The sequence below is a fragment of the Methylomarinovum tepidoasis genome (genome assembly GCF_030294985.1).
In the GTDB taxonomy this organism is placed as follows: domain Bacteria; phylum Pseudomonadota; class Gammaproteobacteria; order Methylococcales; family Methylothermaceae; genus Methylohalobius; species Methylohalobius tepidoasis.
This window is the reverse complement of sequence record NZ_AP024718.1, coordinates 1,001,823-1,024,656: the sequence shown is the minus strand read 5'-3', so window position 1 is coordinate 1,024,656 and position 22,834 is coordinate 1,001,823. Positions and strand designations below refer to the sequence as shown.

The window sequence follows — 22,834 nt, the reverse complement described above, 5'->3', positions numbered from 1 at the left end:
AGGCTGTGGATAACCTGTGGACACGGAAAAACTCCCTTCCACCTCAAAGACTTTGGCACAATATCCCGCTCGAGGAGGATGCCCCGACAATACCAACGAGAATCATCATGCCGACCCAGCCCCACCCTGACCCCGCCCCGTCCCTGACCCAAGTCGTGCAGCGCTTCCTGCGACGCCTGTTCCCCACTCCCCAGGCGGTCGCCCTGACCCTGCTGCTGGTGGCCGGCTTCCTGGCGGTGGTGATGCTGGCGGACATGCTGATGCCGGTGTTCGCCGCCCTGGTGATCGCCTACCTGCTGGAGGGACCGGTGAGCGCCATGGAGCGGCGCGGCGTGCCACGGCTGGCGGCGGTGATGCTCGTCTTCGTCGCCTTCATGGCTCTGCTGCTGTTCACCGTCATCGCCCTGTTGCCGCTGCTGTACCAGCAGCTGGCCCAGCTGGCCCAGCAACTGCCCAACATGGTGACCCAGGGGCTGGCTCTGCTAGAGCGTTTGCCGGAACTGTATCCGGAATTCATCAGCCAGCAGCAGATCGACGCGCTCATCGCCACCATACGCCAGGAATTCATCCTCCTGGGCCAGCGCCTCCTGACCTACTCCTACGCCTCGGTGGTCAACCTGATCGCCATCGTCGTATACGTGATCCTGGTGCCGCTTTTGGTGTTCTTCTTCCTCAAGGACAAGGACCGCATTCTGGCCTGGTTCAAACAGTACCTGCCCAAGGACATCCACCTGACCGCCCAGGTCTGGCGCAACGTGGACGCCCAGATCGGCAACTACATCCGCGGCAAGGTGATCGAGATCCTGATCGTCTTCGGCGTCAGTTTTCTGACCTTCTCCCTGCTGGGGCTCAACTACGCTCTGCTCTTGTCGGTGCTGGTGGGGCTGTCGGTCATCATTCCCTATATCGGCGCCACGGTGGTGACCTTCCCGGTGCTGATCGTGGCCTATTTTCAGTGGGGACTGAGCGATCCCTTCTGGTACGTGACCATCGCCTACTTCGTGATCCAGGCCCTCGACGGCATGGTGCTGGTGCCGATCCTGTTCTCGGAGGTGGTCAACCTGCATCCGGTGGCGATCATCGTCGCCATCCTGTTTTTCGGTGGGCTGTGGGGATTCTGGGGGGTGTTTTTCGCCATTCCGCTGGCGACCCTGGTGGAGGCGGTGCTGAGCGCCTGGCCGCGGGAAGGCCGTTACGTGGGCCAGAGCAAGAAAGGCCGCAAGCCGCCGCGCCAGCGCAAACGGCGCCACGGCCCGCCGCCCGGGCACAAGGAAATCAGCCGCCCCCCTGCCGCAACGCCCTGAGTTTGGCGAGCACCTCGTCCACGTGGCCCTGGACCTTGACCTTGCGCCACTCGGCCGCCAGCCGGCCCTCGGGATCGATGAGGAAGGTGCTGCGCTCGATGCCGCGGTATTCGCGGCCGAACATCTTTTTGGGCCTGATGACGTCGAACAGGCGGCACAGGGTTTCGTCCTGGTCCGAAATCAGCTCGAAGGGAAACCCCTGGCGAGCCTTGAAGTTCTCGTGGGTCTTGAGGCTGTCGCGGGAGACGCCGAAAATTTCCGCCCCCAGCTGTTTGAATGCCTCGTAATGGTCGCGGAAGGCGCGGCCCTCCAGGGTACAGCCCGGCGTGTGGTCCTTGGGATAGAAATACAGCACCACCCATTTGCCCTTCAGGTCCGACAGCCGGACGGTCCTGCCGCCGGTGGCGGGGGCGGAAAAATCCGGCACCGGCTGTCCTGCCTGTACGTTGGATTCACTCATGTCGCGCTCCTAGAAGATGGGTTTGAGCGGTTCGAAAATGGCGTCCACCTGCAACTGCTCGCAGTAGTCGAGGAAATCGTCGCGCAGCGACAGCACCCCGATTCCCGGCGGAATCCGCAGCAGCATGTGGACGGTACAGACGGTGGCGTCCACGTAGGGCAGGCGGTAGCTGCTGCAGCGCAGGTCCTGAATGCCGACGCCGGCCTGGGAAAAGAAGGCCACCAGACCCTCCAACACCCCGGCGTGCTCGCGGCTCACCACGTCGGCGACGTAGAGCAGCTCATTGCTTCCTTCCTCGCCTTCCCTGTCCGTCTCTTCCAGCCGGTGATGGAAAATCTGCGCCTGCTGTCCCAGCACGGCAAGCGCGCTCTCCAGCCGCGCCATGTGATTCCACTTGCCCTGGACCTGCAGGAAACAGGCGCACCCCCTGGCGATCCGTGCCATGCGGCACTCGCGCACCTCGCAGTCGCTTTCGCGGATACTGGCCAGCAGTCGCTCGAACAGCGTGCCGTCCGGCTCACCCCAGGCGGTAATGATCAGTTGCATGTGTCCTCCAAAGCCCGACGATCGGGATTCTGCGATCGGTTACGTTACAATGAAGCGCCAAATCGACCTCCACGACAAGAAAAAACGGAACCGCGACCCATGTTACAGATCGAGTACGACCTCCAGGAACAGGACCTGACCGCTTTCACCGAACACGAACTGCAGGACAAGGAACACTTTCAGAAGGTCCTGCGCCGCCACGAAGTGCTGCTCCCCGCCATCATGGCCCTGTTGGCTTTCTTCGTATGGTTCTATTACGGCAACGTCCCCGGCGCCATCTACATCGGCCTCATGGCCATCCTCTGGCGTTACGTCGCCCCGCTCATTATCAAATACAACATCCGGCGCCGCACCCTCAAATTATACAGCGCCGAGGACATCGCGCAGCTGACCGGCCACTACAAACTGGTGCTCGAACCCCAAGCGCTGCTGCTGGTGCGCGGCAAGGAGGAAACCCGCTTCCCTTGGCGCGATCTGATCCGCATCGAGGACACCAAGAAATACATCTTCATCTACCTGGACGTGGATCAAGCGCTGATCGTCCCCAAGAAACAGGCCGAAGGCGACCTGAAGAAGTTCGTCGAGATCGCCCGCAAGCGTATCGCCGCTGCCGAGTGACGCTCAGCCGCCCCAGACACGCGCATCCCGGGCCATGAAACGTTCCCCCACCGTACCTACCCGGCGGTAGAAATCCGCCCCGTCGGCCCGGGCCAGATCCCGGAAGAAGCGGCCGATCCAGGGCGCCAGGTGGTTCCGGAAGAAATCGCCCTGGCCGGGGTGATCCTCCAGGACCAGCAGTGCCATCGCTTCGCACAGGGCGGCGACATGGTCCTCCGGTTCGCCCGGCCCACTCCGGCAGATCCCCAGCCGGGCCAAATCGTGGCGCAGCTCCACCAGCGGCGTCTCGTGCAGAAATCCCCGACGGTACCAGGAGGCATAAGGCAGCAGCTCCCCCTGGGTGACGCCGATGAACAGGGTATGGAATTCGTCCACGAGGGCTTCGGGATCGGCGCCGGTCGCTGCCGCCTGCAGGGCGCGCAGGGCTTCGGCCAGTTCGTCGTCACCGCTCACCTCCAGCGCTCTCAGGGTCTCCAGCAGCACCGCTTCCGGAGGTTCGCGCAGCAGGGCGGCCAACAGCAGGTACAGGTCGGCGCGGGTCTGGGCGTCAGTCATGGGCCAGATCCCGGATGCGGCAGTCTTCGCACAGGTATAGGCGCCGGCGCTGACGGGAACCGGTGAACAGGGGATGTCCGGCGATCCGGGCGGCGACCTGTTCCACCAGCCGCCGGCTGCCGAAGGGTTTGCCGCAGTCGGGGCAGTGCAAGACCTCATCCTCCTGCAGCCAGCGCAGGCGGCGGCGCTGTCCGGCATCGGTCAGCCAACGGGGTTCGAGGGTGACGGCGGCTTCCGGACACTGGCTCTGACACTGGGCGCACTGGACACAGGCCGCCTCCACGAACCCCAGCCGCGGGGATTCCCCGCCTGCCTGCAGGGCGCCGGTGGGACACACCGAGACACAGGCGTAGCACAGGGTGCAGCGGTCGGCATTCACGGCCACCGCGCCCAAAGGCGCCGGGAACGGCAGAAGCACCGACGTCGGTTGCAGTGGCGCCACTTCGGTCAACCGCGCCAAGGCCAGGCGCAACTGGTCAATTTTGCTTTCCACCACCGCCAACGACACCGGTTCGGAAACAAGCGCTGCGGCGCCGTCTTCCGGGAGCTGCTCCAGCCAGCCGACGCCACGCTGGCGATACCCCAATCCCCGAAGCAGGGCCGCCACCCAGCCGAACTGAGCTTCCAGGGCCGCCACGCTCGGCGCCGTCAGCCCAGTCCGCTGCAGCCACACCCCGGCGGCGCCGGCCGCCAGCAGCGTCAGCCACACCTCCGGGCCGCAGGCGGCCACCGAATGCACCGGGAATACCAGCCAGCCGTCGCCGGGCTCGGCCGGCTGTTGAGCGTTGACAAACGCCACCGGCGCCGCAGGACGGGATTCGAGCGCCGCCAGCCAGCGGGGCAGGCTTTCCGTACGGGGCGGCCAGCGGTAGGACAGCGCCCCGGTGGGACAGACCGTGGTGCAGTCGCCGCAACCCTGGCACAGATAGGGATCGACCTCGACCGCGGTCAGGCGCAGGGCGATGGCTTCGGCCGGACAGGCATCGACGCAGCGCCGGCAGCCTTCACGTCCCCCCCCGCGGCGGGCGCAAAGTTCGGCCCGGTAGGCGAAGTAACGGGGTTTCTCGAACTCGCCGACCCAGTCGGACAGCCGCTCCACCACGTCGGCCAGTTCCCGGCCTTCCGCCAGGGGCGCGAAATAACCGAAAGGCGCCACCGCCCGCGCCAGCTGCGGGGGATCGCCGGCATCGACGATCAGATCGAAGACCTCGCCGGGCTCCAGCAGTTCGGCGGCCACGTCCCGGCCGTCGTCCAGTCGCACCCGGTAGGCACCCAGATGCCCCTGGATGGACACCGCCTGGCCGGCAGCCCGCATCATCCGGACAGCGGCGGTGACGGGCGCATCGTCGAGCAGCAGGAAGGCCGGCCGCAACGGTTCCGGCCAGTCGTTGCGCCGCAGCCAGGGGGCCAGCACCGCCGTGGCGCCGATGAACAGCACCCGCCCCCGGGAACGGTATTCGACCGTCTCAGGCGTCATGCCGGATGGGCCCGTCTCCGGCATCACGGTCTTCCTCCAAGGTCGTGTAGTCCTCGTCGTATTCGTTGAGCGGGTCCGGATTCTGAAATTCCTCCGCGGTGAAACGGCGCCGCCACAGCAGCCGGCGAAAACCCTCGCTCATCTTGTTTTCCTCCTTCGTCGCTGACGTCACAACAGGATAGCCCACAAAGAAAAACCCCGCACCTCCCTCGGGAGATGCGGGGTTTTCTCTGCGGCAGGCGTTACTTACTCGAAGTGCTGCCCTGCCGGACCGCCGACGGGACTGACGCCGCCGGAAGGCTCGGCCGGGGCTTCCTGCTTGCCCTTGGCCTCTGCCTCGGCATCCGCCGCCTGCTTGCCGGTGGGCGGATTGTCCTCCCAGTCCTTGGGGGGCGGCGGGGTTTCGCCCCGCATGATGGCGTCGATCTGGTCGCGGTCGATGGTTTCGTACTTGACCAGGGCCTCGGCCATCATGTGGAGCTTGTCCATGTTCTCCTTGAGGATGCGCTCGGCCCGCTCGTAGTTGCGGTCGATGATGGCGCGGATCTCCTCGTCGATCATGCGCGCGGTGGCCTCGGACATGCTCTTGTGCTGGGTCACCGAGCGGCCCAGGAACACTTCGCCTTCCTCTTCGGCATAGGCCAGAGGCCCGAGCTTTTCCGACAGCCCCCATTTGGTGACCATGTTGCGGGCGATGTCGGTAGCCCGCTCGATGTCGTTGGAAGCGCCGGTGGTGATGGCCTCCGGACCGAAGATCAGGGCCTCGGCGATGCGGCCGCCGAACAGGCTGGAGATCTGGCTCTCTAGCTTGCGCTTGGAGGCCGAGTACTGATCCCGCTCGGGCAGGAACATGGTGATCCCCAAAGCCCGCCCCCGGGGCATGATGCTGACCTTGTAGACCGGATCGTGCTCGGGAACGTTGAGGCCGACGATGGCGTGACCGGCTTCGTGGTAGGCGGTCATGCGCTTTTCCTCGTCGCTCATCACCATGGATCTGCGTTCGACACCCATGAGGATCTTGTCCTTGGCCTTTTCCAGGTCCCCCATGTCCACCAGCTTCTTGTTGGCGCGGGCGGCGAACAGTGAGGCTTCGTTGACCAGGTTGGCCAGATCCGCCCCGGAGAAACCGGGGGTGCCGCGGGCGATCACTTTCGGATCGACGTCGTCTGCGGTGGGCACCTTGCGCAGATGCACCTTGAGAATCTGCTCGCGGCCGCGGATGTCGGGCAGGCCGACGGTGACCTGCCGGTCGAAGCGGCCGGGACGCAAAAGCGCCGGGTCGAGCACGTCGGGACGGTTGGTGGCGGCGATGATGATGATTCCTTCGTTACCTTCGAAACCGTCCATCTCCACCAGCAGCTGGTTGAGGGTCTGCTCGCGTTCGTCGTGCCCGCCGCCCAGTCCTGCGCCGCGGTGACGGCCGACGGCGTCGATCTCGTCGATGAAGACGATGCAGGGGGCGTGCTTCTTGGCCTGCTCGAACATGTCGCGCACCCGAGAGGCCCCGACCCCGACGAACATTTCCACGAAATCGGAACCGGAGATGGTGAAGAACGGCACCTTGGCCTCCCCGGCGATGGCCCGGGCGATCAGGGTCTTACCGGTCCCGGGCGGGCCGACCATCAAAATGCCCTTGGGGATGCGGCCGCCGAGCTTCTGGAATTTGCTCGGGTCCTTGAGGAAATCGACCACTTCCTGCACCTCTTCGATGGCTTCGTCACAGCCGGCCACGTCCTTGAAGGTGACTTTGATCTTGTCCTCCTCCATCAGCCGCGCCTTGCTCTTGCCGAAGTTCATCGCTCCCCGGCCGGCGCCGCCGCCGCCCTGCATCTGGCGCATGAAGAACACCCACACGCCGATCAGCAGCAGCATCGGGAACCAGGAAATGAAGATCTGCATCAGCAGCGACTGGCCTTCCGGCGGTTTGGCCTTGATCTCGACCTTGTTCTCCAGAAGATCGTCGATCAGATGCGGGTCGTTGGGGTTGTAGGTGATGAATTTCTGCCCTGCGGTGGTGATGCCCTTGACGGCGTTGCCCTCGATGACCACCTGTTTGACCTGGCCGTTGTGGACCGCTTCGATGAACTGGGTATACGACAACTGCGCACCCGAAGGCTTGCGGGCGCCGAAGTTGTTGAACACCGACATCAGCACCGCGGCGATCACCACCCACAGGAGTATGTTTTTCAGCATGTTGCTCAAAGGTCTCTCTCCCAACCGGCTCCTTCCGGTTTGTTGCCAATACGTCCGCTGTATTGTCTGTGGTTTGCCTACTTAAAAGTAGCCTTAAAACTCAGCGTTTGAATCCCTGCGCCAGCAGATAGACTTCTCGGCTGCGTGCCCGTGATGCCTTGGGCTTGCGGGTCGCTACCCTGGCGAAACGCTGGCGTACCTGTTTCTGAAAAGCTTCGAACCCCTCGCCCTGAAAAAGTTTCGTCAAAAAACACCCGCTTTCGCTCAAGAGATTCTCGGCCGCCTCCAGGGCCAACTCGGCCAACAACATCGCCCGGGGCTGATCGACGCTGCGGTTGCCGCTCATATTCGGCGCCATGTCCGACAGCACCACGTCCACCGCACGGCCGCCGACCTCATCCTGCAGCCGGCGCCAGGTTTCCTCCGCGGTGAAGTCCCCCTGCAGGAAGGTCACGCCCGGCAGCGGCTCCATGGGCAACAGATCCAGGGCGATCACCTGGCCGTTCGGCGCCACCCGTTCGGCGGCGTATTGCGACCAACCGCCGGGAGCGGCCCCCAGGTCGATCACCGTCATGCCCGGCCGCAGAATTCGGTCGCGCTGCTGGATCTCCGCCAGTTTGAACACCGCCCGGCTGCGCCAGCCCTGCGCCTGGGCCTGACGGACATAATCATCGTTGAAATGCTCCGCCAGCCAGCGGCCGCTGCTTCGACTCCTCGCCATAATTTCCGAGTATTCTACTGCATTTTAGACTGCGATCGCGCCGGGACGTTCGGATTCCGCTATACTGTCGCCCCTTCTTCGAAGCGATCCATCGACATGCTGGACAAAAAGCAGAAACGCCACCTCAAGGCCCGCGCTCACCCGCTCAGACCGGTCGTGCTCACCGGCCAGCTCGGCCTCACCGAAGCGGTGCTGGCGGAAATCGACCGGGCCCTGACGGCCCACGAGCTCATCAAGGTACGGATCAACGCCGAGGACCGTCAAGCCCGGCGGGAGATGGCGCAGCAAATCTGCGACCGCCTCGACGCGGAGCTGGTCCAGATCCTCGGGCACGTGGCGACATTGTATCGGGAAAATCCGGAAGAATAAGCAGGCTGCGGCGAAATGCCGCAGCTGGGGTCATTCGTAGCGGACGGAAAGGACTTCGTACTCGCGGATGCCTTTGGGCGTCTTGACTTCCACCACATCCTCGACTTCCTTGCCGATCAGGGCGCGGGCGATGGGCGAGGAGATGGAAATCAGACCCTGTTTGATGTCGGCCTCGTCGTCGCCGACGATCTGGTAGGTGACGGTATCGCCGGTCTCCAGATCCTCCAGCTCGACGGTGGCACCGAACACCACCTTGCCGTCGGCATTGATCTGGGTCACGTCGATGATCTGGGCGTTGGCGAGCTTGGCCTCGATCTCGCGGATCCGCCCCTCGATGAAGCTCTGCTGCTCGCGGGCGGCGTGGTATTCGGCGTTTTCCTTCAGGTCGCCGTGGGCCCGCGCTTCGGCGATCGCCGCGATCACCTGCGGACGCTTGACGGTCTTGAGCTCGTGAAGCTCCTGTTTGAGCTTCTCCGCCCCGCGGACGGTCAAGGGCACTTTGTTCATGGGCTTTCCTCCAGTTGTCGGTGCAAATCGTGCAGGCAATAGACCCGCCCGGTGTCGAGGGCGTCCAGCGCCAGGGCGATGGCGTAGGCCCCTGCCAGGGTGGTGGTGTAGGTCACCTGGTGCTGGAGGGCCTCGCGGCGGATCAGGAAGGAATCGGCGATAGCCTTCTTGCCCTCGGTGGTGTTGATGATGAGCTGCACTTCCCCGTTCTTGATCAGATCGACGATGTGGGGCCGGCCCTCGCGGACCTTGTTGACCACCTCGCAGGGAAGCCCGGCCTCCTTGAGCACCCTGGCGGTGCCGCGGGTGGCCACCAATTCGAAGCCCTTCTCCAGCAAGCTGCGGGCGATGGGCGCCAGACGCTGCTTGTCCCGTTCGCGCACGCTCATCAGCACCCGCCCGCCGCGCACCAGCCGGGAACCGGCCGCCTGCTGGGCCTTGGCGTAAGCCTCACCGAAGCTCAGCCCCACCCCCATGACCTCGCCGGTGGACTTCATCTCCGGCCCCAGCAGCGGATCGACGCCGGGGAACTTGATGAACGGGAACACCGCCTCCTTGACCGCGAAATAGGGCGGCACCCGCTCCTGTGCGATCCCCTGCCGCGCCAGGGTGCGGCCGGTCATGCAGCGGGCGGCGATCTTCGCCAGCGGCAGGCCGATGGCTTTGGAAACGTAGGGCACGGTGCGCGAGGCCCGGGGATTGACCTCGAGGATGTAGATGTCCTGGTCCTTGATGGCGAACTGGGTGTTCATCAGACCCACCACCCCCAAAGCCTCGCCGAGCCGGCGCATCTGCTCGCGCAGGCGCTGCTGCAGCCCGGCGTCGAGCTCGTAGGGGGGAATCGAGCAGGCCGAGTCGCCGGAGTGGATCCCCGCCTGTTCGATATGTTCCATGATGGCGCCGATCCACACGGTTTCGCCGTCGCACACCGCATCCACGTCCACTTCCACGGCGTCGTCGAGGAAACGGTCGAGAAGCACCGGCGACTGATTGGAGACGCTCACGGCCTCCACCATGTAACGCCGCAGCTCCTCCTCGTTGAAGACGATCTCCATCGCCCGCCCGCCGAGAACGTAAGACGGTCTGACCACCAGGGGATAACCGAGTTCCCGGGCGCTCAGCACCGCCTCTTCCAGGGAGCGGACGGTGCGGTTGTCCGGCTGTTTCAACCCCAGGCGCTCCACCAGTTTCTGGAAGCGCTCGCGGTCCTCGGCCAGGTCGATGGCGTCGGGCGAGGTGCCGATGATCGGCGCCCCGGCCGCCTCCAGATCGCGCGCCAGCTTCAGCGGGGTCTGGCCACCATACTGGACGATCACCCCCTCCGGCCGTTCCACGTGGATCAGCTCGAGCACGTCCTCCAGGGTCAGCGGCTCGAAGTAGAGGCGGTCGGAGGTGTCGAAGTCGGTGGAGACGGTTTCCGGATTGCAGTTGACCATGATGGTCTCGAAACCGTCTTCCTTGAGGGCGAAGGCGGCGTGGACACAGCAGTAGTCGAACTCGATCCCCTGGCCGATGCGGTTGGGGCCGCCGCCGAGGATCATGATCTTGCGCCTGGCCGTGGGCTCGGCTTCGCATTCGTCCTCGTAAGTGGAATAAAGGTAGGCGGTGCTCGAGGCGAACTCGGCGGCGCAGGAGTCGATGCGCTTGTACACCGGACGGATACCGTGTTTGTGGCGCGCGGTGCGCACCTCCAGCTCGGAGCTGTCGAGCAGGGCCGCCAGGCGCGAGTCGGCGAATCCCATGCGCTTGAAGGCCCGCAGCTCCTCTGGACTCAGGGTGGCCAGGGTGCGTTTCCTGAGACTTTGCTCGGCGGCGACGATTTCTTCGATCTGGGCCAGGAACCAGGGATCGATGCGGCTGTGTTCGTAAATCTCGTCCAGGGACATGCCGAAACGGAAGGCGTCGGCCACGTACCAGAGGCGGTCGGAGCCGGGGCTGCGCAGCTCGCGCACCAGGCGGTCGCGGGCATCCTCGGCCTGGAGGTCGAGCTTCTCGGTCAGGCCGTCGACGCCGATCTCCAGCCCCCGCAGGGCCTTCTGCAGCGATTCCTGGAAGGTGCGGCCGATGGCCATCACCTCGCCCACCGATTTCATCTGGGTGGTGAGCCGGTCGTCGGCATCGGGAAACTTCTCGAAGGCGAACCGCGGCACCTTGGTGACCACGTAGTCGATGCTGGGCTCGAAGGAGGCCGGGATGGCCCCGCCGGTGATCTCGTTGCGTAGCTCGTCGAGGGTGTAACCGACGGCCAGCTTGGCTGCCACCCGGGCGATGGGGAAACCGGTGGCTTTGGAGGCCAGGGCCGAGGAGCGGGAAACGCGCGGATTCATCTCGATCACCACCAAGCGGCCATCCTCGGGATTGACCGCGAACTGGACGTTGGAGCCGCCGGTATCGACGCCGATCTCGCGCAGCACCGCGATGGAGGCATCGCGCATGATCTGGTATTCCTTGTCGGTGAGCGTCTGGGCCGGGGCCACGGTGATGGAATCGCCGGTGTGGACCCCCATGGGGTCGAGATTCTCGATGGAGCAGACGATGATGCAGTTGTCCTTGCGGTCACGCACCACCTCCATCTCGAATTCCTTCCAACCGAGGATGGATTCCTCGATGAGCAGCTCGCTCACCGGCGACAGCTCCAGGCCGCGCTCGCAGATCTCCACGAACTCCTCACGGTTGTAGGCGATACCGCCGCCGCTGCCGCCGAGGGTGAAGGACGGGCGGATGATGGCGGGAAAACCGATGTCCTCAAGGACGGCGAAGGCTTCCTCCATGGTGTGGGCGACGCCGCTTTTGGGCACGTCGAGACCGATGCGGCGCATGGCCTGGCGGAACAGGTCGCGATCCTCAGCCTTTTCGATGGCCTGCCGTGAGGCGCCGATCAATTCCACTCCGTAGCGTTCCAACACTCCCTCCCGCTCCAGGTCGAGGGCGCAGTTGAGGGCCGTCTGACCGCCCATGGTGGGCAGCAGGGCGTCGGGGCGCTCCTGGTCGATGATGCGCGCCACGGTGGGCCAGTCCACCGGCTCGATGTAGACGCGGTCGGCGGTGTCCGGGTCGGTCATGATGGTGGCCGGGTTGGAATTGACCAGGATGACCCGGTAGCCCTCCTCGCGCAGGGCCTTGCAGGCCTGGGTGCCGGAATAGTCGAACTCGCACGCCTGGCCGATGACGATCGGCCCGGCCCCGATGAGGAGAATGGATTGGATGTCGTCTCTTTTGGGCATGTCAGCTGGCTGCCATCAGGTCGATGAAACGGTCGAACAGGGCCTCCACGTCATGGGGGCCGGGGCTGGCCTCCGGATGGCCCTGGAAGCCGAAGGCCGGCCTCTCGGTGTGGGCGACGCCCTGCAGGGTGCCGTCGAACAGGGAACGGTGGGTGGGCCGAAGATGGACCGGCAGGCTATCCTCGTCCACGGCGAAACCGTGGTTCTGACTGGTGATGAGCACCTGACCGGTCTCCAGATCCTGCACCGGATGGTTGGCGCCGTGGTGGCCGAATTTCATCTTCACCGTCCGCGCCCCGCAGGCCAGCGCCAGAAGCTGGTGCCCGAGACAGATGCCGAAGAGGGGCACGCCGGCGTCGAGCAGCTCACGAATCGCTTCGATGGCGTAGCGACAGGGTTCCGGATCGCCGGGGCCGTTGGACAGCATCACCCCGTCCGGGTGTCTGGCCAGCACCTCGGCCGCCGGAGTGGTGGCGGGCACCACGGTCACCTCGCAACCACGCGCCGCCAGCAGGCGCAGAATGTTGAACTTGACGCCGAAATCGTAGACCACCACCCGGTAGCGGCTTTCCTCACGGACGCCGTAGCCCCGCCCCAGCATCCAAGGGGTCTGCTCCCAAGGATAAGGGGCATCGCAGGTGACCTCCCGGGCCAGGTCCATACCCTTGAGGCCGGGGAAATCCCGCGCCCGGGCCACGGCGGCGGCCTCGTCGATGTCGTCCCCGGCCCACAGGCAGCCGCGCTGGGCGCCCTTGTCGCGCAGGATCCGGGTCAGTTTGCGGGTGTCGATGCCGGCGATGCCCACCACCCCGTGACGCCGGAGATATTCGGGCAGGGTTTCGGTCATGCGCCAGTTACTGGCCCGGCCGGGTACGTTGCGGACGATGAGACCGGCGGCATGGATGGCGGCCGACTCCACGTCCTCAGGATTGACCCCGGTGTTGCCGATGTGGGGATAGGTCAGGGTCACCAGCTGACGGGCGTAGGAGGGATCGGTCAGGATCTCCTGATAGCCGGTCATGGCGGTGTTGAACACCACCTCCCCCACGCTGCAGCCCGATGCCCCGATGGAAACACCCCGAAGCAGGGTGCCGTCTTCCAGCGCCAGAATCGCAGTCGTACTCACTTCGCCTCCCGCTGCGGGCAAACAAAACGGGATGCCGCTCAAGGTCATCCCGTCCTCGGAATTCGTTGATCTGAAACCGGATTCATTTTAGGCCATCGGGACGGCAATTTCCATGCGCTCGGTTCAGACCGCAGGGCCACATTACCTAAATGCGTAAAGCCTTGCTTGGAGAGGCAGGTGGTCCGCTTCGAAAGCCTCACCGGCAGGGAAGCCGGCGTGGAGCCTACAGGGAAGTATTCACGGCGTTTTTCGAAGCGGACCATCTGCCCCGGCCCGAATAGATGACGTGGTCCTAATTCAGACCGGCACCGCAGTGCTTGCAACGGTCAAGGCCGAACAGGAAGAAGCGTCCCTTGCGCACCGGGGTGTCGCACTGGGGACAACGGATGGCCTCGAGTTGACGCGAGGACCAGAACAGGGTCGCCAGGGTGGGAATGAAGGTGATGAGGGGCTGATGCAGGGCCAGGTTGACCGGCAGGGTGGCGACGAACACCCCCAAAGGGGCCAGCACGACGAGTTGGTAGCGGTTTTTCGGACTCATGAAACTCTGGAACGGTTGACAGTGGAACGGCCTTTCAGCATATCATCGTCGCCGTCATCACGGATACCTGCCGATGCAACCGATTCTTGCCCTGGTCATACTGATGCTGAGCGCCTGTCAACCCGCATCTTCGCCGGTCACGCTGGTCGTTCACGGAGGCGCCGGCCGTATCGTCGCCGGCGAGATGAGCCCCGAGGTCGAACGCGCCTATCGCGACGTCCTTAGCGAAGCTCTGGAACGGGGCCTGGCCATTCTCGAGAGCGGCGGCACCGCCGTGGAGGCGGTGGTGGCCGCCGTGCAGGCGATGGAGGATTCCCCCCTGTTCAATGCCGGCAGGGGGGCGGTCCTCAACGCCGAGGGAGTGGCGGAAATGGACGCGGCGGTGATGGACGGCGTCAGCCGTCGGGCCGGTGCGGTGGCGGCGGTGCGAACGATCAGAAATCCCGTCGTCGCCGCCTGGCGGGTGATGATCGCCTCCCCCTACGTGCTGCTGGTGGCGGACGGTGCCGAGCATTTCGCCGCCGATCAGGGACTGGCCATCGAACCACCGGCATACTTCGTCACCGAACGCCGCTACCGCCAGTGGCAGCGGGCCTACGACACCGTCGGCGCGGTCGCTCTCGACCGCCACGGCCGTCTGGCCGCCGCCACCTCCACCGGCGGCATCGCCGGCAAACGCTACCGCCGCGTGGGAGACTCCGCCCTCATCGGGGCCGGCACCTATGCCGACGAGCGGGTGGCGGTGTCGGCCACCGGCCAGGGGGAGTACTTCATCCGCACCGTCACCGGCCATGCCATCTCGGCCCGGCTGCATCACACCGGCCAATCACTGGCCCAGGCCACAAAGGCGGCGCTGGCGGAGGTCGCCCGCCTCGGTGGCGAGGGCGGTCTCATCGCCCTCGACCGCGACGGCCACATCGCCATGCCTTTCAATACCGAGGGCATGTACCGCGGCTACATCCGCGCCGAGGAAAACCCCCAGGTGTTCCTCTACGGCCATTAAAAAAGGCAGGCATCCGAAGATGCCTGCCTTCGCAGCGATTGCTGCCCGTGCGCAAATCACTCCAGGTTGGCGTGACGCTCGCGCATTTTCTCTTCCGGAATGCCCTTCTCGTGGATGATGTGAGAAACCATGGCTTCCAGGAAGATCAGGGTGGAGAGCTCGAACATGGTGCCCATGGGCAGTCCCTTGACCTTGGCGTAGGACTCGTCGGTGCCGATCTGCAACACTTCGTCCGCAATCTCGGCCAGAGTCGAGCTGCTCTTGGCCGTGATCAGCACCACCTTGGCGCCGACTTCCTTGGCCTTCTTGGCGTTGGTGATCATCGAACCGGTCTCACCGGAACCGGAAATGACGATGAACAGATCACCCTTGCGGATGGCCGGGGTCACCGTCTCACCGAGCACGAAGGCCTTGTAGCCAGCGTGCATCAGGCGCATGACGAAGAACTTGGTAACCAGCCCGCTGCGACCCATCCCGCCGACGAATACCTGCTCGGCCGCATCGACCATCGCAGTCAGACGGTCTTCGTATTCGTCTGGCGTGACGGACAGGATCTCGGTGATCTTGTCCAGTACCAGTTTGCGATGAGGGTTCATTCTCAGACCTCAGCGGCAGCCTTGTCGACCAGTTCGCGCATCTGCTTGGCGGCGGCTGCGGGATCGTCCGCACCGTAGATGGCGCCACCGACGACCACGATGTCGGCGCCGGCTTTGACCACGTCCGCGACGGTTTCCGGCTTGATGCCGCCGGCGCAGGAGATCATCACGTTCAGACCCAGTGCGGTCAGCTTGCCCAGATCGGCGAACGGGGTTTGACCTGCAGCCTGCTGATCCAGACCGGTATGCACGCCCAGGATGTCAGCGCCAGCTTCGGCGGCTGCCTTGGCGGTGGCGACGATGTCCGGCACGCAGATCATGTCCACCTGGGCCCAACCGTTGTTGTCGTGGGCGGCCTTGATCACGCCCTTGACGGTGGCCAGCTCGGCGACACCCAGCACGGTGGTGATGTCGGCGCCGGCTTCGAAGAACGGACGGGCTTCGTATTCACCGGCGTCCATGGTCTTCAGGTCGGCCAGAACCTTGCGATCCGGGAACTTGGCCTTCATTTCCTTGACCAGGGAAATGCCGTTGTACTTCACGCACGGGGTGCCGATTTCGATGATGTCGATGTAAGGAGCGGTTTTCGCCGCCAGATCCAGAGTCACCTGCGGATCCAGAGTATCCAGCGCGACTTGAATCATTACTTTTTTCGCCATGATATTGCTCCACTTCAAGTTGTTTTGTGTTTATGCCCAAAAACTCAATGACCCGGACGCTCGCGTCCGTTATCGCGATCACAGGCGATAATGAGCCATTTGGAAGGCAGCACTTTATCGGAGAAAAGCCGGGGCGTCAATCTTTGAGCCCGAGGACGTCCTGCATGTCGTACAGGCCGGGGGCCTGGCCCATCAGCCAGCGCGCGGCCCGCAGCGCCCCCCGGGCGAAGGTCATCCGGCTCGAAGCCTTGTGGGTGATCTCCAACCGCTCCCCTTCTCCTGCGAACATCACCGTGTGCTCACCGACGATGTCACCGGCGCGGAGGGTGGCAAAGCCGATGGTGTTACGGTCGCGGGGCCCGGTGTGACCCTGACGGCCATAGACGGCGCACCGGGCCAGATCCCTTCCCAAGGCCGCGGCCACCACCTCGCCCATGCGCAGGGCTGTGCCGGAGGGGGCGTCCACCTTGTTGCGGTGATGGGCTTCGACGATCTCCACGTCCACCTCGTCCCCCAGCACCCGCGCGGCCAGATCCAGCAGCTTGAGGGCCAGGTTCACCCCCACGCTCATGTTGGGAGCCAGGACGACGGGTATGGTTTCCGCCGCTTGTTCGATCAGTTCTTTGTCCGCATCGCCCAGGCCGGTGGTGCCGATGACCAGGCGCTTGCCGCGGTGGCGGCACAATTCCACGAACTGAGCACAGGCTTGCGGCAGGGTGAAGTCGATGAGAACGTCGAACTCGTCTTCCGGGCCGATGGCCGCTTTCAGGGGTACCCCCAGACGGCCGACGCCCGCCAGTTCCCCGGCGTCTTTGCCGATGTCGGGCGAACCGGGCCGGGCGGTGGCGACCGCCAGGGTCATGTCGTCGGCCGCGGCCACGGCCTGCACCAGGGTCTTGCCCATGCGCCCGCCGGCGCCGGGGATGGCGACTCGAATCGTCATTCGTGCTCCTTTTCCTTTCCGGTCAGTTTTTCGAAGAACTGCTTGACGCCGTCGAACCAACCGTGCTCCTGGGGGCTGTGACGGCTGCCGCCGCCCTTGAGGGAAGCGTCCAACTGCCTCAGCAGCTCGATCTGCTCCCGGTTGAGGTTCACCGGCGTCTCGACCCGCACCCGGCAGATCAGATCTCCCCGGGGACCGCCGCGGACCGGCTTGACGCCCTTGCCGCGCAGGCGGAACAGGGTGCCGGTCTGGGTTTCCGCCGGGATCTTGAGCATCACCTTGCCGTCGAGGGTCGGCACTTCCAGCTCACCGCCCAGGGCGGCGGTGGTGAAGCTGATCGGCACCTCGCAGTGGAGATCGCTGCCTTCACGGGTGAAGATCGGATGGGGCTTGACGTGGATCTGCACGTACAGATCCCCCGGCGGGCCGCCGCTCTCGCCTGCCTCCCCTTCTCCTGCCAGGCGGATGCGGTCGCCGGTATCGACCCCGGGCGGGATCGTGACCATCAGGGTCTTGGTCTTCTGCACCCGGCCTTGGCCCCGGCAGGCCGGACAGGGACTGCGGATCTCCTGCCCCGTGCCCTGGCATTGGGGACAGGTCTGCTGCACCGAGAAGAAACCCTGCTGCATCCGCACCACCCCGTGCCCGTGGCACAGGGAACAGGGAACCGGCGCGCTGCCGGGACGGGCGCCGCTGCCGCCGCACTCGTCGCACACCACCAAGGTCGGCACCCGGATTTCCACCTCGGTGCCCGCCACCGCCTCTTCCAGGGTGATCTCCAGGTTGTAGCGCAGGTCGGTGCCGCGCCGCGGCCGGTTGCGGCTCCCGCGGCTCCGGCCGCCCATGCCGAACAGATCCTCGAACACCTCGCCGAAGATGTCGCTGAAGGTCTCGGCATTGAAGCCCCCCGGACCTGCGCCGCCGGCCCCGCCGTGGACGCCGGCATGGCCGAACTGGTCGTAGGCGGCCCGCTTCTGGGGATCGCTGAGGACGTCGTAAGCCTCCTTGATCTGCTTGAACTTCTCCTCGGCCTCCGGATTGTCGCGGTTGCGGTCCGGATGGTACTTCATCGCCAGCTTGCGGAAGGCGCGTTTGATCTCCGCCTCGCTGGCGTTGCGGGACACCCCGAGAATGACGTAATAATCTTCTGCCATGATGCTTCCTCTCCTGGCTCGTTCACCAGAAGGCCGTTCGGTTTCCACTTAAACGCAACAAGCCGCCGGCCCAAGACGGGCCGGCGGCATTGCATATGCCTTAAAGCTTAGCGCAAGTTCGAGCGACGGTTTATTTCTTATCGTCGTCCTTGACTTCCTCGAACTCGGCGTCGACCACGTCCTCGCCACCGGCCTGCGCACCTGCTCCGGCCTCGGGACCGGCACCGCCGGCAGCCCCACCGGCACCGGCCGCACCGCCCGCACCGTAGGCCTGCTGGGCGATCTTGCCGGCCAGTTCCGCCAACTGGCGGGTCTTGGCTTCGATGGCGTCCTTGTCGTCGCCCTTGACCAGCGCTTCCAGTTCCTTGATGACCGCTTCGATCCGCTCCTTGTCGCCGGCGGCCACCTTGTCGCCCAGTTCCTCCAGGCTCTTTCTGGTGGCGTGGATCAGAGCGTCGGCCTCGTTGCGCGCGGTCACCAGCTCCTTGAACCTGCGGTCTTCCTCCGCATGCTCCTCGGCGTCGCGGATCATCCGCTGGATTTCCTCTTCGGTCAGACCGCTGGAGGCGCGGATGACGATGGACTGCTCCTTGCCGGTGGCCTTGTCCTTGGCCGAGACGTGGAGGATACCGTTGGCGTCCACGTCGAAGGTCACCTCGATCTGCGGCACCCCGCGCGGCGCCGGCGGAATGTCGGTGAGGTCGAACTTGCCTAAGGACTTGTTGTCCTTGGCCATTTCGCGCTCACCCTGGAGCACGTGCACCGTCACCGCGGTCTGGTTGTCCTCGGCGGTCGAGAAGATCTGGGTCGCCTTGGTCGGGATGGTGGTGTTCTTCTCGATCAGCTTGGTCATCACCCCACCGAGGGTTTCGATCCCCAACGACAGCGGAATCACGTCGAGCAGCAGCACGTCCTTCACGTCACCGGACAGCACTCCAGCCTGGATCGCTGCACCCAAAGCCACCGCTTCGTCCGGGTTGACGTCCTTGCGTGGATCCTTGCCGAAGATCTGCTTGACGAATTCCTGCACCTTCGGCATCCGGGTCTGACCGCCCACCAGGATCACGTCGTCGATGTCGGAAGCCGACAGACCGGCGTCCTTCAGCGCCTGTTCGCAGGGCTGGCGGGTCTTTTCGATCAGATCCTCGGTCAGCGCCTCCAGCTTGGCCCGGGTCAGCTTTACGTTCAGGTGCTTGGGCCCGGTGGCGTCGGCGGTGATGTAAGGCAGGTTGATCTCGGTCTGCTGGGTCGAGGACAGCTCGATCTTGGCCTTTTCCGCCGCTTCCTTGAGGCGCTGGAGGGCGAGCGGATCGTTGCGCAGGTCGATACCGGTGTCCTTTTTGAATTCGTCTACCAGGTAGTCGATGATGCGCTTGTCGAAATCCTCCCCACCCAGGAAGGTGTCACCGTTGGTGGCCAGCACCTCGAACTGGCGCTCGCCTTCCACGTCGGCCATCTCGATGATGGAGATGTCGAAGGTGCCCCCGCCGAGGTCGTACACGGCGATCTTGCGGTCACCCTTTTCCTTGTCGAGGCCGAAGGCCAGGGCGGCGGCGGTCGGCTCGTTGATGATACGCTTGACATCCAGGCCGGCGATGCGGCCGGCGTCCTTGGTGGCCTGGCGCTGGGAGTCGTTGAAATAGGCCGGTACGGTGATGACCGCTTCCTTGATCTCCTCGCCCAGATAGGCCTCGGCGTCCTGCTTCAGCTTGCGCAGCACGCGGGCGGAAATCTCCGGCGGCGCCATCTTCTTGCCCACCGCCGGCACATCGACCCACGCATCCCCGTTGGGACCGGGGACGATCTTGTAGGGCACCATGTCGATGTCTTTTTTCACCACCGGATCGTCGAACTTGCGCCCAATCAGACGCTTGATCGCAAACAGGGTGTTCTCCGGGTTGGTGATGGCCTGGCGCTTGGCCGGATGGCCGACCAGTTCCTCCCCTTCCTTGGTGAAGGCGACCACGGAAGGGGTGGTGCGGGTGCCTTCGGCGTTCTCGATCACCCGGGGCTTGCCGCCCTCGAGGATCGCCATGCATGAGTTGGTGGTACCCAGGTCGATACCCAGAATCTTTGCCATTGCTTCGTTCTCCTTCGTCTGATTACCTGATTTTCTTCGGCTACCTCACTAAATGGGGCCTTCCCCGTCGATTTCAAGCCTGCTCGTCGATGCGCGGCGGCTCCTCGGCGGGTGGCTTGGCCACCACCACCAGCGCCGGGCGGATCAGGCGGTCGTTGAGGGTGTAACCTTTCTGGAACACCTTGACCACGGTGTCGGGCTCCACGCCCTTGACCGCTTCGGTGGCCATCGCCTGGTGGAAATCGGGGTTGAACTTCTCGCCGGTGGGATCGATGGCCTTGATGTTGAAGCGGTCGAAGACCGTCAGCAGCTGCTTGAGGGTCAGCTCGATGCCTTCGCGGATCTTCTCCACGTCATCGGTTTCCACTGCCGCTTGCAAGCCCAGCTCCAGGCTGTCCACCACCGCCAGCAGCTCCTTGGCGAACTTCTCGATGGCGTACTTGCGCGCGTTGTCGAGCTCGCGCTCCATGCGCTTGCGCAGATTTTCCAGCTCGGCCTGGGTACGCAGCAGCTTCTCCCAGTTTTCCTCGGCCTTGCGTTCGGCCGCGGCGAGCTGCTGCTTCAGGGTTTCGACATCGGCGATCTCGTCGCCGCCTTCCGCCGGGGTTTCCGATTCAGCCACCGCCTCGGGGGATTCTTTCTTCTCCTCGCTCATAGTCACTCCACGCTATTGCCAAAAATCTGAACCGGGACTTAAGATGGGGCCGATAATTTCTGATTCAAGGCCGAACCGAGCAGTTTGGCGGTCACGTCCACCAGGGGGATCACCCGCTCGTAGTGCATCCGCGTCGGGCCGATGACGCCGATGACCCCGAGGGCCCGCTCGCCCACGTCGTAGTGACGCGCCACCAAACTGCACGATTCCAGCGGCCGGTAGCCGGATTCCTCACCGATGAAGATCTGCACCCCCTCGGCCTGGATGCACTGATCGAGCAGATGGATCAGGTTGCGTTTCTCCTCGAACACTTCGAACAGGGAACGCAAACGCTCGCGTTCGGCCAGTTCGTTGAACTCCATCAGATTGGTCTGACCGGCGAGCACGAAGTCCTCTTCCATCGCTTCGCCGCTGAACAGCGTTTGCGTCATCTCGATCAGCTGCCGCAGTTGTTCGCCGGCGGCCCGCATCTCCGCCACCAGGGTTTCGCGCACTTCGCTCAGGCGCCGGCCCCGCAGCAGGGAGTTGAGATAATTGGCCGCCTCCTGCAGCTGGGATGGCGTCAGGGAAACCTGGGGACGGATGATACGGTTGTGGATCTCCTGGTCGTCCGTCACCAGCACCACCAGGATCCGTCCGCCGGACAGGGGCAGAAACTCGATGTGCTGGAAGGCCAGCCGCTGCCGTTGGGGCAGGGTCACCAGGCCGGCCATGCGGGTGATGCGCGCCAGCAACTGGGAAGCGGTTTCCAAAAGTTCCTGGGGATCTTCCAGAACTTCGAAATCGTCCCACAGCCGCTGAATCAGTGCCTGCTCCGGCGGCTGTACGGTCAGCAGGGCATCGACGAACAGTCGGTAGCCTTTCACGGTCGGCACCCGGCCGGCGGAAGTGTGCGGCGAGGTCACCAATCCCATTTCTTCGAGATCGGCCATGACGTTGCGGACCGTCGCCGGACTCAGGTTGAGCCCGGCTTCCCGGGCCAGGGCCCGCGAGCCCACCGGCTGACCTTCCTCGATGTAGCGCTCGATCAGCACCTTCAGCAGGTGCTGGGCGCGGTCGGTCAATTCCAGGGACTGGGTCATGGTTAGCACTCCTCCTCTTCGAGTGCTGACAAAGTAGCAACCTCTGGATACCCTGTCAAGAAAGACCTAATATAATTGGTTTGCCTCATGGCGGTTCTGTGTTAGTGAGCGATTATCGGTTCCGGATCATCGGCATCAGCGCCAAACCCAACGTGGATCGGGTCGGCGAGACGGTGCACCGTTTGTATGACGAACTGCGGCGACGCGGGTTCACCGTGCTGCTCGATCCGGTCAGTGGGGAGATGCTTGGCGGCGGCGACATCCTGCCGCTGGAAGAACTGGGCCGGCGCTGCGACGTGGTCATCGCCGTCGGCGGCGACGGCACTCTGCTGAACACCGTGCGTGCGGTGGCGGTTCACGACACCCCGGTGATCGGCGTCAACCTGGGACGGATCGGTTTTCTGGTGGACATCTCCCCGGACGAGGTCAGCGCCCGCCTGGAGGAGATCCTCCGCGGCCACTGCCTCACCGAGGAGCGTCTGATGCTCAAGGCACAGATTCGGCGCGACGGGCGGGTGATCCACGAGGAGCTGGCGGTCAACGAGGTCGTGGTCCACCGCTGGATCACGCCCCACATGATCGAGATCCTCACTCACATCAACGGCCGCTTTCTCAACGCTCAGCGCGCCGACGGCCTGATCGTCTCCACCCCCACCGGCTCCACCGCCTACGCCCTCTCCGGCGGTGGCCCGATTCTGTATCCGACCCTGGACGCCATCGAACTGGTGCCGATCAATCCCCATACCCTCACCAACCGTCCCATCGTCATCGCCGGCGACAGCGAAGTGAAAATCGCCTTCGGCACCGCCAAGGACATGCGCGCGGAAGTGACCTGCGACACCGTCTCCATCCCCGAGGTACTGATCGACGACCACATCGTCGTCCGCAAGGCGGAAAAGCCCTTCCGCCTGCTCCACCCGCTGGACTACGACTTTTTCGAGATCCTGCGGGTCAAACTCCATTGGAGCAACTGCTGAAGATGCGATTCCGTCCAGACGCACCCACAGGCGGGCGGGGACCC

23 protein-coding genes are annotated in these 22,834 nt (G+C 64.5%); 5 read left to right on the top strand and 18 right to left on the bottom strand.

The features are described from left to right. Positions 1-107: 107 nt before the first annotated feature. Complete coding sequence (locus tag MIN45_RS05210) at positions 108-1,304, top strand: AI-2E family transporter (protein ID WP_286293830.1); 1,197 nt, start codon at positions 108-110, stop codon at positions 1,302-1,304. Here the strand turns inward: MIN45_RS05210 and MIN45_RS05205 are convergent. After that, on the bottom strand, positions 1,276-1,764 hold the full coding sequence (locus tag MIN45_RS05205) for a peroxiredoxin (protein ID WP_286293829.1): 489 nt from the start codon (positions 1,762-1,764) through the stop codon (positions 1,276-1,278). The two genes, MIN45_RS05210 and MIN45_RS05205, sit on opposite strands and share 29 nt — an antisense overlap. 9 nt (positions 1,765-1,773) lie before the next feature. Continuing rightward, complete coding sequence (locus MIN45_RS05200) at positions 1,774-2,310, bottom strand: glycine cleavage system transcriptional repressor (RefSeq protein ID WP_286293825.1); 537 nt, start codon at positions 2,308-2,310, stop codon at positions 1,774-1,776. A 99-nt stretch (positions 2,311-2,409) separates the two neighbouring features. Between MIN45_RS05200 and MIN45_RS05195 the strand changes: the two genes are divergently transcribed. Further along, on the top strand, positions 2,410-2,928 hold the full coding sequence (locus MIN45_RS05195) for a YcxB family protein (RefSeq protein WP_286293821.1): 519 nt from the start codon (positions 2,410-2,412) through the stop codon (positions 2,926-2,928). A gap of 3 nt (positions 2,929-2,931) precedes the next feature. Here the strand turns inward: MIN45_RS05195 and MIN45_RS05190 are convergent, their stop codons facing one another. From MIN45_RS05190 to rlmE, 5 genes are all read right to left on the bottom strand, one after another. Continuing rightward, a complete protein-coding gene (locus tag MIN45_RS05190) occupies positions 2,932-3,483 on the bottom strand; it encodes a TorD/DmsD family molecular chaperone (protein ID WP_286293819.1) in 552 nt (183 codons plus the stop codon). Further along, positions 3,476-4,960, bottom strand: a complete 1,485-nt coding sequence (locus MIN45_RS05185) for a 4Fe-4S binding protein (RefSeq protein ID WP_286293817.1) — start codon at positions 4,958-4,960, stop codon at positions 3,476-3,478. Before MIN45_RS05185 ends, MIN45_RS05190 begins: the two co-directional genes overlap by 8 nt. Beyond that, positions 4,950-5,102, bottom strand: coding sequence for a hypothetical protein (locus tag MIN45_RS05180; protein WP_286293816.1), 153 nt, complete (start codon positions 5,100-5,102; stop codon positions 4,950-4,952). Before MIN45_RS05180 ends, MIN45_RS05185 begins: the two co-directional genes overlap by 11 nt. Before the next feature lie 104 nt (positions 5,103-5,206). Further along, positions 5,207-7,153, bottom strand: a complete 1,947-nt coding sequence (gene ftsH, locus MIN45_RS05175; RefSeq protein ID WP_286294125.1) for an ATP-dependent zinc metalloprotease FtsH — start codon at positions 7,151-7,153, stop codon at positions 5,207-5,209. Positions 7,154-7,253: 100 nt separating this feature from the next. After that, entirely contained in the window at positions 7,254-7,877 is a 624-nt protein-coding gene (gene rlmE, locus MIN45_RS05170; RefSeq protein WP_286294123.1) for a 23S rRNA (uridine(2552)-2'-O)-methyltransferase RlmE, read from the bottom strand. A 93-nt stretch (positions 7,878-7,970) separates the two neighbouring features. Between rlmE and yhbY the strand changes: the two genes are divergently transcribed. Then, a complete protein-coding gene (yhbY, locus tag MIN45_RS05165; protein WP_286293814.1) occupies positions 7,971-8,243 on the top strand; it encodes a ribosome assembly RNA-binding protein YhbY in 273 nt (90 codons plus the stop codon). A gap of 30 nt (positions 8,244-8,273) precedes the next feature. Here the strand turns inward: yhbY and greA are convergent, their stop codons facing one another. From greA to MIN45_RS05145, 4 genes are all read right to left on the bottom strand, one after another. Continuing rightward, positions 8,274-8,750, bottom strand: a complete 477-nt coding sequence (gene greA, locus MIN45_RS05160; protein WP_286293812.1) for a transcription elongation factor GreA — start codon at positions 8,748-8,750, stop codon at positions 8,274-8,276. Beyond that, entirely contained in the window at positions 8,747-11,974 is a 3,228-nt protein-coding gene (carB, locus tag MIN45_RS05155; RefSeq protein WP_286293809.1) for a carbamoyl-phosphate synthase large subunit, read from the bottom strand. Before carB ends, greA begins: the two co-directional genes overlap by 4 nt. A gap of 1 nt (position 11,975) precedes the next feature. Then, positions 11,976-13,100 carry a glutamine-hydrolyzing carbamoyl-phosphate synthase small subunit gene (gene carA, locus MIN45_RS05150; protein WP_286293808.1) on the bottom strand — a complete coding sequence of 375 codons (1,125 nt, stop codon included), beginning with the start codon at positions 13,098-13,100 and terminating at the stop codon, positions 11,976-11,978. Positions 13,101-13,392: 292 nt separating this feature from the next. After that, on the bottom strand, positions 13,393-13,641 hold the full coding sequence (locus tag MIN45_RS05145; protein WP_286293807.1) for a hypothetical protein: 249 nt from the start codon (positions 13,639-13,641) through the stop codon (positions 13,393-13,395). A gap of 73 nt (positions 13,642-13,714) precedes the next feature. Between MIN45_RS05145 and MIN45_RS05140 the strand changes: the two genes are divergently transcribed. Then, positions 13,715-14,644 (top strand): isoaspartyl peptidase/L-asparaginase family protein, encoded by a 930-nt coding sequence (locus tag MIN45_RS05140; RefSeq protein ID WP_286293805.1) that lies wholly within the window; start codon positions 13,715-13,717, stop codon positions 14,642-14,644. 56 nt (positions 14,645-14,700) lie between these two features. On the opposite strand, the gene hxlB is transcribed toward MIN45_RS05140, so the two are convergent. The 7 genes from hxlB to hrcA all read right to left on the bottom strand — a co-directional run bounded on the left by hxlB (position 14,701) and on the right by hrcA (position 21,813). Next, positions 14,701-15,240, bottom strand: coding sequence for a 6-phospho-3-hexuloisomerase (hxlB, locus tag MIN45_RS05135; RefSeq protein WP_286293803.1), 540 nt, complete (start codon positions 15,238-15,240; stop codon positions 14,701-14,703). Between the two features lie 2 nt (positions 15,241-15,242). Then, a complete protein-coding gene (gene hxlA, locus MIN45_RS05130) occupies positions 15,243-15,899 on the bottom strand; it encodes a 3-hexulose-6-phosphate synthase (protein WP_286293801.1) in 657 nt (218 codons plus the stop codon). A gap of 136 nt (positions 15,900-16,035) precedes the next feature. Next, positions 16,036-16,842, bottom strand: a complete 807-nt coding sequence (dapB, locus tag MIN45_RS05125; protein ID WP_286293799.1) for a 4-hydroxy-tetrahydrodipicolinate reductase — start codon at positions 16,840-16,842, stop codon at positions 16,036-16,038. Beyond that, positions 16,839-17,999: a molecular chaperone DnaJ gene (gene dnaJ, locus MIN45_RS05120; protein ID WP_286294122.1), complete on the bottom strand. Its 1,161-nt coding sequence runs from the start codon at positions 17,997-17,999 to the stop codon at positions 16,839-16,841. Before dnaJ ends, dapB begins: the two co-directional genes overlap by 4 nt. 127 nt (positions 18,000-18,126) lie before the next feature. Beyond that, positions 18,127-20,076: a molecular chaperone DnaK gene (gene dnaK / locus MIN45_RS05115; protein ID WP_286293798.1), complete on the bottom strand. Its 1,950-nt coding sequence runs from the start codon at positions 20,074-20,076 to the stop codon at positions 18,127-18,129. Between the two features lie 73 nt (positions 20,077-20,149). Further along, a complete protein-coding gene (grpE, locus tag MIN45_RS05110) occupies positions 20,150-20,731 on the bottom strand; it encodes a nucleotide exchange factor GrpE (protein ID WP_286293797.1) in 582 nt (193 codons plus the stop codon). Positions 20,732-20,769: 38 nt separating this feature from the next. Next, positions 20,770-21,813, bottom strand: coding sequence for a heat-inducible transcriptional repressor HrcA (gene hrcA, locus MIN45_RS05105; RefSeq protein ID WP_286293796.1), 1,044 nt, complete (start codon positions 21,811-21,813; stop codon positions 20,770-20,772). 104 nt (positions 21,814-21,917) lie between these two features. On the opposite strand from hrcA, the gene MIN45_RS05100 reads away from it, so the two are divergent. Continuing rightward, positions 21,918-22,790 (top strand): NAD(+) kinase, encoded by an 873-nt coding sequence (locus tag MIN45_RS05100; protein ID WP_286293794.1) that lies wholly within the window; start codon positions 21,918-21,920, stop codon positions 22,788-22,790. The last annotated feature ends 44 nt before the right edge of the window (positions 22,791-22,834 follow it).